The organism is Verrucomicrobiia bacterium, from assembly GCA_035765895.1.
In the GTDB taxonomy this organism is placed as follows: domain Bacteria; phylum Verrucomicrobiota; class Verrucomicrobiia; order Limisphaerales; family DSYF01; genus DSYF01.
Genome location: DASTWL010000092.1, coordinates 47,934 through 58,515, shown reverse-complemented (window position 1 = coordinate 58,515; position 10,582 = coordinate 47,934). Strand labels below are relative to the sequence as shown.

Annotated in this window: 12 protein-coding genes; 3 read left to right on the top strand and 9 right to left on the bottom strand. The window is 63.9% G+C overall.

The window, feature by feature from the left end:
- The 7 genes from VFV96_18605 to murJ form a co-directional block, all read right to left on the bottom strand.
- The coding region (locus VFV96_18605) for a type IV secretion protein Rhs (protein ID HEU5072417.1) at positions 1–795 on the bottom strand (795 nt) is incomplete at its 3' end.
- Between the two features lie 86 nt (positions 796–881).
- Positions 882–1,334, bottom strand: coding sequence for a R3H domain-containing nucleic acid-binding protein (locus tag VFV96_18600; GenBank protein ID HEU5072416.1), 453 nt, complete (start codon positions 1,332–1,334; stop codon positions 882–884).
- 21 nt (positions 1,335–1,355) lie between these two features.
- Positions 1,356–3,149, bottom strand: a complete 1,794-nt coding sequence (gene yidC, locus VFV96_18595; protein HEU5072415.1) for a membrane protein insertase YidC — start codon at positions 3,147–3,149, stop codon at positions 1,356–1,358.
- 5 nt (positions 3,150–3,154) lie between these two features.
- Positions 3,155–3,451 (bottom strand): membrane protein insertion efficiency factor YidD, encoded by a 297-nt coding sequence (yidD, locus tag VFV96_18590; GenBank protein HEU5072414.1) that lies wholly within the window; start codon positions 3,449–3,451, stop codon positions 3,155–3,157.
- The gene (gene rnpA / locus VFV96_18585; GenBank protein ID HEU5072413.1) at positions 3,448–3,831 is read right to left on the bottom strand and encodes a ribonuclease P protein component; all 384 of its coding nucleotides are present in this window, start codon (positions 3,829–3,831) and stop codon (positions 3,448–3,450) included. Before rnpA ends, yidD begins: the two co-directional genes overlap by 4 nt.
- Positions 3,832–3,835: 4 nt before the next feature.
- Positions 3,836–3,973 carry a 50S ribosomal protein L34 gene (gene rpmH / locus VFV96_18580; GenBank protein HEU5072412.1) on the bottom strand — a complete coding sequence of 46 codons (138 nt, stop codon included), beginning with the start codon at positions 3,971–3,973 and terminating at the stop codon, positions 3,836–3,838.
- A gap of 211 nt (positions 3,974–4,184) precedes the next feature.
- Entirely contained in the window at positions 4,185–5,762 is a 1,578-nt protein-coding gene (murJ, locus tag VFV96_18575) for a murein biosynthesis integral membrane protein MurJ (protein ID HEU5072411.1), read from the bottom strand.
- Between the two features lie 183 nt (positions 5,763–5,945).
- On the opposite strand from murJ, the gene pyrH reads away from it, so the two are divergent.
- Positions 5,946–6,671, top strand: coding sequence for a UMP kinase (gene pyrH, locus VFV96_18570; protein ID HEU5072410.1), 726 nt, complete (start codon positions 5,946–5,948; stop codon positions 6,669–6,671).
- A 79-nt stretch (positions 6,672–6,750) separates the two neighbouring features.
- Positions 6,751–7,404, top strand: a complete 654-nt coding sequence (locus tag VFV96_18565; GenBank protein ID HEU5072409.1) for a phosphoribosyltransferase family protein — start codon at positions 6,751–6,753, stop codon at positions 7,402–7,404.
- Here VFV96_18565 and pyk read toward each other — a convergent pair.
- Positions 7,401–8,807 carry a pyruvate kinase gene (gene pyk / locus VFV96_18560; protein ID HEU5072408.1) on the bottom strand — a complete coding sequence of 469 codons (1,407 nt, stop codon included), beginning with the start codon at positions 8,805–8,807 and terminating at the stop codon, positions 7,401–7,403. The genes VFV96_18565 and pyk overlap by 4 nt on opposite strands.
- Positions 8,808–8,911: 104 nt before the next feature.
- Here pyk and mutM point away from each other — a divergent pair, with 104 nt between their 5' ends.
- Positions 8,912–9,760: a bifunctional DNA-formamidopyrimidine glycosylase/DNA-(apurinic or apyrimidinic site) lyase gene (gene mutM / locus VFV96_18555; GenBank protein HEU5072407.1), complete on the top strand. Its 849-nt coding sequence runs from the start codon at positions 8,912–8,914 to the stop codon at positions 9,758–9,760.
- 19 nt (positions 9,761–9,779) lie between these two features.
- On the opposite strand, the gene VFV96_18550 is transcribed toward mutM, so the two are convergent.
- Complete coding sequence (locus VFV96_18550) at positions 9,780–10,574, bottom strand: M48 family metallopeptidase (GenBank protein HEU5072406.1); 795 nt, start codon at positions 10,572–10,574, stop codon at positions 9,780–9,782.
- Positions 10,575–10,582: the final 8 nt, after the last annotated feature.

Genomic DNA, 10,582 nt, shown 5'->3' with positions numbered 1-10,582 from the left:
CGCGTCATACACGAACTCCAGTTTCAGCTTGGAGGCCGTTGGGGCGGCCGCCTGGCTCTCCAGTTTAACCAGCCGGTTCTCGCCGTCCCACGTCAGCAGCCAGCGCCCGTCGTTGGTCAGGTTGCCGTCCAAGTCATACTGGAACGTCTCGGGCGTCTGCGCCACGAACAGGTTCCCGGTGTTGGTGGCGATGAGGTCGGCGTTGGTGCCGTTGTTCAGCACGGCCAGGTTCGTCAGGTTGAGCCATTCGGGGGCGGCACTGTTGCTCGCCGTCACCTCGGCCCGGAAGTAGGCGTCGTGCCGTTCACAGGCAAACCCGCCGTCCTGTGTCCACACCGTCACCGTGGCCGCGTTCGTCGCTTCGCCCAGCACGTTCACATAGCCCGGCACCGTCCGGCTGCTGTATTGATTGAGCAGATTGGCCGTGTAACTGGCCGTGCGCGTGTCCCGCGTCGTGCTCTGCCGGTTGCCGATGTCGTCAAAGGCGTAGTCGAACTGCTGGCCGGCCACCGCCGTGCCGTCGCTCCAGTATTTTTTGCCCGAGGTCACCTGGCCCAGTTTATCATACTGATACACCCAATGCGAGGCGTCCGCCGTGATCACGTTCGTCCGCTGGTTGGCCGCGTTGTAGCCGTAGGCAAAGGCCGCATACACCACGCTGTTGGAGGCGCTCACGATGTTCGTCAGCCGGTTCAGCGCGTCGTAGGCCCGGGTCGTGACCAGACGCGTGAGGCCGTTGTTCTGGAAGGTCAGCGTTGCCGACGGCAAAGCGCGGACATCAAGCCCCGTTTCCATCACGGCCAAACATGTCAATCCTGTTGACCGCCCCCCTGTTCACCCAACGTGACCCCCAACTTCAAGGATTCATCCCCGGCGCCTGCTTAGCTTCTTTTGGGCCGGAACAAAATGGCCTTCTTGTCCGTCCCCTCCACTTCGACGCTGTGCGTCTCGATGTCCGGGTCGTCCTTAATGGCCTGGTGCACGATGCGGCGCTCGAAGGAGTTGAGCGGCTCCAGTTCCACAATGTCGCCCAGCCGGCGCACTTTCTCCGCCGCCTCCATGGCCTTCTTGATGAGCGCTTCCCGCGCCTGGTTGCGGTAGCCGCCCACGTCCACGGTCACGCGCGGCGCGTTCTGGTCCTGTTGGAACAGGAGCCGGTTGACGATGTATTGCAGGTCGGCGAGCGTCTGGCCCTGGCGGCCGATCAGGCGGCCGGAGTCCTCGGTTTTGATGTCCAGCAGGAGGCCGTCCTCGATTTGCTTCTCCTCGATCTCGGCGGGAAAGCCGAGCAGGGCGAGCACTTTTTCGAGCGTGGCTTTGGGTTGTGCAGTCATGGTGTGAAAACGGGCCCGGGTTTACCTGCGTTTGGCCGGCGTGGCAACGGCCGGCGTGGCGGGGGCCGGCGCCTTGGCCTTGGTCAGCTTGGTCTGCAGAATGGTCAGCAGGTTGTTCGTCGTCCAGTAAAGCGTCAGGGCGGCGGAGTAATTGTAGAGGAAGACCATGAACATGAGCGGCATGTATTTCATGATCTTTTGCTGGGCGGGGTCCATGCCCGGCGACGGCGGCGTGAGCCGCGCCTGCCAGAGCATCGTGGCGCCCATGATCAGCGGCAGCAAGTTGAAGGGGAAATGCGTGCCCGGCAGATAGAACAACGTGTCGGCCTGCGACAGGTCGTGCACCCACAGGAAAGGCGCGCCGCGCAGCTCGATCGCGCTGCGAATCATCGTGAAGAAGCCGAAGAACACCGGGATTTGCAGGAACATCGGCAGACAGCCGCCGAGCGGGCTGACGCGGTTCTCCTTCATGAACTCCATCAGCTTCCGGTTCATCTTGGCCGGGTCGTCCTTGTATTTTTCCTGCAATGCCTTCATCTGCGGTTGCAGGGTCTGCATGCGCTTCATCGAGCGCGTGCTCGCGGCCGTCAGCGGCCAGAACACCGTTTTGATGAGGATGGTGATGAAAACAATGGCGAGGCCGTAACCGAACTTGAGCGTGTCATGCAGCCAGTTCATGCCCAGGAGCAGGGCCTTGGAAACAAACCCGAAGAAGCCAAAGCCCATCAAGTGATCCAGGTCGTTCCCCTGCTGCGCGGCAATCTCCGCCAGCCGGCGATATTCCTTGGGCCCGGCGTAGAACGTCAGCGTGCGCTCGAACGTGCCGCCCGCCTTGACCGTGAAGCCGGGGTAATTGATGGCCGTCTGGAACCCTTCGGGTGCCGGCAGCGACGCGCTGCCCGGAATCGAATCATCGACCGGCGGCTTGGGCAGCTTGACGGTGTGGGCGACGACGGACGGCGCGTTGGTCGGCGGGATGGCGACAATGGCGAAGAACTGGTCGTGAGCCGCCACCCAGACCACGTTGCTTTCGCCACCGCGATATTCGGTGCGCGGTTCCTGATGGCCGGTGAGGCAGCCGGTGAAGCTGCGGTTGTCAAACCACGACTTCGGCGTGTCGTGCGCCTTGTTGCCATCCGACCACATCAGGCCCACCGTCGTGAGCGCCTGCTTGTCCAGCGGGTTCATGGGTGATGCCGTGCCGATGACCCATTCCTGCGAGCCCACCGACACGTCGGCCGCCGAACGGTTCTCCACGCGCACCGTGGCCGTGAACAGGTAATTGGATGACGGCACAAATTCTTTCACCACCACCAGGCCGTTGGTCAGGGCCTTTTCGGCCCGCACGCCGTTGGCCGTCCGGGACAACTGAAACTCGCCGTCTCCCTGCAGCGCCGCGTCACCCAGCAACGCCATGACCGGCACCGGTGCGCCGTGATTCAACGTGGCGACGTTGGTGGAGGCCGTCCTCTGGCCGCGCGCCACGAATTCGGGATACCGCACCAGCTCGATTTCCTTCAAGCCACCGCCATGCGAGGTGAAGATGTAACGCGCGTTGCGGTTGGTCAGCGTAAGGGTCGTTTCGGGCGCGGCCGGCGTCACAAAAGGCGCCACGGCGTTGGTTGACGCCGCCAGCGCCGGCTCGGTGGACACATTGGTGGCCGCGGTTGCGGCAAGGTTGTTGGAACTCGCGGTGGCCGCGGGAATCGCACCGGGGGGCAACGGCTTGGTGAGAAACTTCGGAACGATGACCACGCTCCACAGCAAGATGAAGCCTAGTGACGCGCTGACAACGATGATTGCTTTGCGATCCATGAATTTTAACAGCCGCAATCGCCCGGCGACGAGGCCAGTTTGGGCGCGGTCGCCCCCGGCCGCCGGGGCGGTACAGGATCGTGACCACAGCCACCCCAGGGATGACAGCGCCCGATCCGTTTCAACGCCAGCCAGCTGCCGGCCAGCGCGCCGTGGACCCGCACCGCCTCGATGGCATACGCGGAGCAGCTGGGTTCAAAACGGCAACGCCCCGTCGGACCAAACAAGGCGGTCTTCAACGGGGACAACGTCCAGCGATAAAGCCGGCCCAAAAAAATCAGCGTGTGCTGCAGTGGATTCATTCGCTTGCCGCCGGCGCCTTCAGCAAACCGGCCTTGCGCAACGCCGCCAAAAAATCCCGTTCCACCGTGACAAAATCCCCGCGCGCAATGGACGGCCGCGCAACCAACACCAAATCCACGGGCCCGGCGAGTTCAAGTTGGTGGAGGCGAAACGATTCGCGTAGGAGACGTTTAACCCGGCTCCGCAGGACGGCTCCCCCAATTTTGCTGCCGGCCACCACGCCCAGCCGCGAGGCGGACCCCGCCGGCAACCGCAACCAGTTGGCCACCAGACAACCGCTGGCCAGCCGCCCGCCCTGCTCCCGCACCCGGGCAAAATCCCGGCCGTGCTTGATGTGCATCCCGCGCCCAAAGCGCAGGCGCTGAGCCGGGCCCGTCATGGCCTCAAACCGGCGTCAGGCGCTTGCGCCCGGCACGACGACGGCGCGCAATGGTGGCAGCGCCGCGCTTGGTCTTGTTGCGCGCGCGGAAACCATGCTGGCGCTTGCGGCGAATTTTCGACGGTTGGTATTGGCGTTTCATAGCTTGGCAAAAAATCAATTCCCGCCGCGAACCCGGCCCAGAGTCAGTTTGACCCGGACCCACCGCCGCGAGCGGAGCGCCGGAGAATAACAATGAAGCCCCTTGTGTCAAGGCAACCGGGCGGGTTCGGGAACGGTGAAAACGGCCGTTCGACGCGGACGGCCCGCAATTGCTCCCGTCCATCACCCGGCGGCGGCCCGTCGAGCAAACCTCAACCCACCCGGCGCCGCCAGCCGGTCAGCAGTTTTCCGATTTCGCCCGCGGAGGGCACCCTCAGCCACCAAGCCACGGCCCAGTAGGCCAGCGCGGCGACGGAAGCAGGGGCAAAGACCGCGCCAATTTTCAATGCGAGGTTGCCATGCCCGAGATGGCTTTCCCAAAACCGACCGCCAAACCAGGCCACCAATCCCGCCACCACGCCCGCCGCCAGCAGCGGGTTCAAGGCCTGCCGCAGTTCATGCCAGCCCAGGCGCCGGAGTTTCCGTCGCAGGGCATACGCGAGCAAACCGGCGTTGAAGAGCGCGCTCAACGTGTTGGCCACGCCCAACCCGCCCTGCTTGTAGCCGGGTTTGAACAGAATGAGCAGCACCACCGTGAACACCAGGTTCAGCACGAGGCAAAACACGCTGACCAGCATCGGCGTCCGCGTGTCGCCCAAGGCATAGAACGCGCGGGCCAGCACGTTCACCGTGGAAAACATGACGAGGCCGGGCGCCAGACACGCGAGCGCAAAGGCCACCGCATCGGTGGAGCCATCGGCCGCGAAACGGCCGCGTTCGTAAATGACCCGGATGATCGGTTCGGACAATGTGACCAGCAACACGGACGCCAGCAGATTCAGGAACAACAGGTGCGACACGCCCTGCCGCAACGTGGCGCGGAAGTCGTCATATTTCTTTTCCGCGGCCAGCCCGGTCAACGTCGGCAACAGATATGTGGCCAGCGAAATGCCAAACAGGCCCTGGGGCAGTTCCATCAACCGGACCGAATACTGGAACGACGCCACGATGCTCGCCCCCACCCAAAAGGCGAGACTTTGCGTCAGCAGGACGTTGATCTGATACGACGCCATGCCGATGGTGCCGGGGATCATGCGTTCGATGACGTGACGCACAGTGGGATCTCCGAATGGCGAAACCCACCGGAAGCGAAAGCCTTCCCGCCGCAGGCTGGGCAGTTGAAACCCCGCCTGCGCCACGCCGGCGAACAGCACGCCGATGGCCAGCGCGAACACCTTTTCCCGCAGTTCCGTGCCGAAGTGCGGCGCCAGAAACACGACCGCCGAAATCATCACCACGTTCAACATCGTGGCGCCCATGGCCGGAATGAAAAAATGCCCGCGGGCGTTGAGCATGCCCATGAACACCGCCGCGAGGCAGACCAGCAGCATGTAGGGAAACATCCACCGCAACAGGTGCAGCATGAGCGTGGTGGCCGCGGAAAAATGGCCCCAGTGCAACGCGACACTCAGCCCGATCATCGCCAGCGCAATGATGACCGTGGCCGCGAGGATGAGCGCCGAAATGGTCACGTTCGCGGCCCGCCACATTTCGGCTTCGCCCGCCGTGCGCTCCTTCTCCTTGAAAATGGGAATGAACGCCGCCGTCAGCGCGCCCTCGCCCAGCAGCCGGCGGAAGAGGTTGGGAATGGTGAACGCCAGCATGAACGCGCCCGCGACCTCGCCGGAGCCCATGAACCAGCTGTAAACCATTTCGCGCACCATGCCGAGCAGGCGGCTGGTCAGCGTGGCGACGGCCATCGCGCCCGAAGACTTGAGCATTTGCGACATGCGCGCGCAGCCTACGGATTCGCCCCGCGGGGTTCAAAGTCCAAAGTGACAATTCGGCGTTGGCGGCGAACGGCAACGCCTCCGGCCGCGCCTTTTCAACCTGCCGGTCCCGGCTTGGATTGACCGTCTCCGGCGAGGTTGCTATTAACAGCGCGCCCACTTCCGGGCACACGCGCGCACACCATGAAAAACTCACCCCCACCCAAATACCGCAGAATTCTCCTCAAGCTGAGTGGCGAAGCCCTCGGCGGCCAGGCCGGCATCGGCATTGATCCCGACGCCGTGCATGGCATGGCCGCGCAGATTCGGGAGGTCAAGGAACTCGGCGTGCAGGTGGTGGTGGTCATCGGCGGCGGCAACATCTTCCGCGGCCTGCCCGGCAGCGAGAAGGGCATCGAACGCGCCACCGGCGATTACATGGGCATGCTGGCCACCGTCATCAATTCGCTCGCGCTCCAGGACGCGCTCGAAAAACTCGGCGTGCCCACCCGCGTGCAAAGCGCCATCGCCATGTCGCAGGTGGCCGAGCCCTTCATCCGGCGTCGCGCCGTGCGCCATCTGGAGAAGGGCCGCGTGGTGATTTTTGGCGGCGGCACGGGCAACCCGTATTTCTCCACCGACACCGCCGCCGCCCTGCGCGCAAATGAAATCGGCGCCGAGGTCATTTTGAAGGCCACCAAGGTGGACGGCATTTACGACTGCGACCCGAAGAAGAATCCCAAGGCCAAACGTTTCACCGACATCAGCTATACCGAAGCGCTCGTGAAGCGATTGAAGGTCATGGATTCCACGGCGTTCTCGTTGTGCATGGACAACAAGATGCCGATCGTCGTCTTTGATTTCTTCAAGCCGCACAACCTGCGCGACATCGTCATCGGCAAAAAAGTCGGCACGCTGGTCACCAGTTGACCGACGACCACTCTCGCGCCCGCGGGCCGCCTGGTTCGCGGGCGTTTGCATTTGGGACGCGGCGGCTGGAAGTTGCGATGTGAGGTTTGCCAATCGCAAAGAGGCCGGTGCATTGTTGGGGCGTCGGTTGAAGGAACGCGGAACGCCCATCGACATGGTGCTCGGTTTGCCGCGCGGAGGCGTGGTGGTTGCGGCGGAGGTCGCCCGCGCGCTGACCCGGCCGCTGGATGCTTTGGTTGTGCGCAAAATCGGCCATCCGGTGCAGCGCGAATTCGCCGTCGGTGCGATCGCGGAACGCGGCATCCAACTGCTTGATCCGGCCGCGCCCACCGGCAGTCCGGCGCTGGACCGGGTCATCGCCGAGGAAAAACAACGGCTGGCGCGGGTGGAACGCCTGTTTGCCATCAACCGCCGGCCGCCACTGTCCGGGTTTCAGGTGTTGTTGGTGGACGACGGGCTTGCCACCGGTGCCACCATGGAGGCCGCCGCCCGTTCCGTGCGCGCCCAACGGGCCCGGCGCGTTGTCGTCGCGGTTCCGGTCGCTTCCACCCACGCCGTCAACCGCCTGGGCCGGCTCGCCGACGAGATCCTGACCTTGATCAACGATCCCGCCCTGGAGGCCATCGGCTGCTACTACGATGTCTTTGACCAGACGAGCGACGAAGAGGTCATTCAACTGCTGGATGCAGGACGGCAAACGCCGCTTCCCGCACCCGCCGCCGCACCCGGTTAGTCGATGGTGCGCATTTGCACCGCGTCGATGATTTCGGTGCCGGTGGAAACCGCGCCAATCACCACCGCCGTGCTGCCCGCTTTCAAGGCTCCTTCCGTCCGCAGCAGGTTGAGCGCTGCATTGATGGTGTTCTCGGGTTGAATGCGGTCGAACGGCACGATCTTGGGCACCACACCCCAGTTGAGCGCGAGCGCGTTGGCCACGTGCTCGCTGTCGCACGCCACATAAATCGAGGAATGACGTGGCCGCATCCACGCCGCGTAGCGCGCCATGTTGCCCGCGTAGGTGAAGACGACAATTGCCTCGGCCTTGAGGTCGTTGGCCATGACCACCGCGCTCTTGACCAGCTTCTGCCGGGGGGTCGTAAGCACGGCCTGCTCCTGAAAATTGGCGCCGCCGCTGCGTTCGATGCGGCAGGCGATCTTGTCGAGCACCTCGATGCACTTGAGCGGATTCTTGCCCACGGTGGTTTCGCCGCTGAGCATGATGGCGTCCGCCTGCTCGTAAACTGCGTTGGCCACGTCGGTCACTTCGGCCCGCGTCGGATGCGGGTTTTCAATCATGCTTTCGAGCATGTGGGTCGCGATGATGAACGGCTTGCCCGCGCGCATGCAGGTTTTCACGATGCGCCGCTGAATGATCGGCAGCTCCTCGTAGGGACATTCGATGCCCAGGTCGCCGCGCGCCACCATGATGGCGTCCGCCTCGCTGACGATCGCGTCGAGGTTCCGAACGGCCTCCTGGTCTTCGATCTTGGCGACGATCTGCGGCGGATTGCTCCGGTCGCCGATCACCGCGCGCAACTGCAAAATGTCCTTGGCCTCGCGGACGAACGAGAGCGCGATGTAGTCCACACCCACTTCCAGGCCGACCGCCACGTCGGCCAGGTCCTTGGCCGTCAACGCCGGCAGGCTGACCTTGACGCCGGGCAGGTTGATGTGCCGGCGGCTGCCCAACTGACCGGGCGTCAGCACTTCGCATTCGATCTTGTTCTCGTGCTTCTTCAACACGCGCATGTGAATCGTGCCGTTGTCCACGAGCACGATGTCGCCCACGCTGATGTCATTCACGAAGTTCTCGTAGTTCACATCCACCGAATGATGTTCCTCGCGCGTCTCGCCGCGCACGGTGAAGGTGAATTTCTGGCCCGGCTTGAGATCGAGCTTCGTCGGCAGGTCGCCCGTGCGAATGGCCGGACCCTGCGTGTCGAGCAGAATGCCGACAAACCGTCCCTGCTCCTTCGCGGCGGCGCGGATTTCCGGCACGATGCGGCGGATCCAGTCGTGCGGCGCGTGCGACATGTTCAGGCGCGCCACGTTCATGCCGGCGGCCACCAGCTTGCGGATCATCTCCGGCGATTCCGTGGCCGGGCCCAGGGTTGCGACTATCTTCGTTCGTCTCATATCAAAACCGGCCGGGAGCTTAGTGGGGCCACCGGCGCTGCAAAGCAAAAACACCGGATCCAGCCGCGGCTTTTATTGTGCCGTGGAATCATTAAATTCAGCGCGTGCCGGAACTGCCTGAAGTGGAAGTCCTCGCCCGCCACCTGCGCCCGCTGTTGCGCGGCCAGACGGTGCGTGGTGTCGAAGTGTGTCGCGCCAAGGTCATCCGCCCGACGAGCGCACGCGCGCTGGCGCAGCGGCTGACGGGCGCGCGGTTTGCCGGTTTGCGCCGGCGTGGCAAATACCTTTTGTTTGACTGGCAACCACCGAATGGCCAGCCCTTCACCTGTCTGGGGCACCTCGGGATGACGGGCCGGATGTTTCTGCAACCGCACGCCGCGCCCCTGCCCCGGCATGCGGCGGTCATTTTGGATCTCGGAAAACTCCATTTCGTGTATGAGGACACGCGTTACTTCGGCCGCTTCACGCTCGACACAACCGCGGTGGAGTCGCTCGGGCCGGAGCCGTTGTCGGATGAATTTACCGTGCCTGAGTTTGCCGCCGCGTTGACGCGTTCCACGCAGGCCATCAAGGTGAGGCTGCTCGATCAATCGCTGGTGGCCGGCGTGGGCAACATTTACGCCAGTGAAGCCCTGTTTCGCGCGCGGCTGTCACCCCGCCGTGCGGCGCGCAGTTTGAAGCGCGCCGAAGTGACCGCGTTGCACGGTCAGATTCGCGCGGTGTTGCAGGAGGCCATCGACTGCGGCAGCACGATCCCGCTGGATTTTGCCGGGACGCAGGCGAAGGACCGGCTGTTCTATTTCGGCCGGGCCGCTGAAACGCCGGATTATTACACGGAACGGCTCCGCGTGTATGACCGCGCCGGGCAGCCGTGCCCCGATTGTGCCGCGGCGATCAAGCGCATCGTCCAGGCGGCGCGCAGCACGTTTTATTGCGCCGTCTGCCAGCGCTAGAACGGAACGGACCGACGCTTCAATTCGCCGCCGGCTTGAACTGCGCCTTGGCCTCCGGCATCCAGCCTTTCAACTGTTCGATGCGCTTTTCGTCCAGCGGATGCGTGCGCAGGAACCACGGCGTATTCGCGCCCTGCTGCTGGTTGAAGGCTGCAAAGCGCTGCCAGAATTTCACCGCCTCCTCGGGATCGTATCCCGCGCGGGACATGTAAAGGAGCCCGATGTGGTCCGCCTCCGATTCCTGGAGCCGGCTGTGGGGCAAAGCCGCCCCGAGCTGGCTGCCCAGACCGTAGCTGGCCACAAAGGCGTCGTGATACTTCGACTTGCTGGTGGACGCATCCACCACCGCGCCGAGCAACTGGAGCCCGACCGCTTCGCTGATGCGTTCGCCACCGTGCCGCGCCACCGCATGCGCCACTTCGTGCCCGAGCACGGTCGCGAGGCCCGCTTCATCCTTCGTGATGGGCAGGATGCCGGTGTAAACGCCGACCTTGCCGCCCGGCAGGCAGAAGGCGTTCGCTTCCTTGCTCTCGAACACGACGAACTCCCACTGCGCGTTCGGCAGGGGCGCCACCGCCGCAATGCGTTTGCCCACCCGCTGCACCAGCGCGTTGATGGCAGGATCGTGGTTGATCGGCACTTCCTGCTTCATTTTGTCGAACTCGGAAAAGCCCAGCTGCATTTCATCGCTGGGCGTCATGAAGTTGAACTGCCGCCGGCCCGTTTCCGGGACCGTGGTGCAGCCCGCCAGCAGCACCGCCGCCAGCAAAATGGACAACCAGCCCGTCGTCGTTGCGAACCTCGTGCGTTTCATGCAGCGAC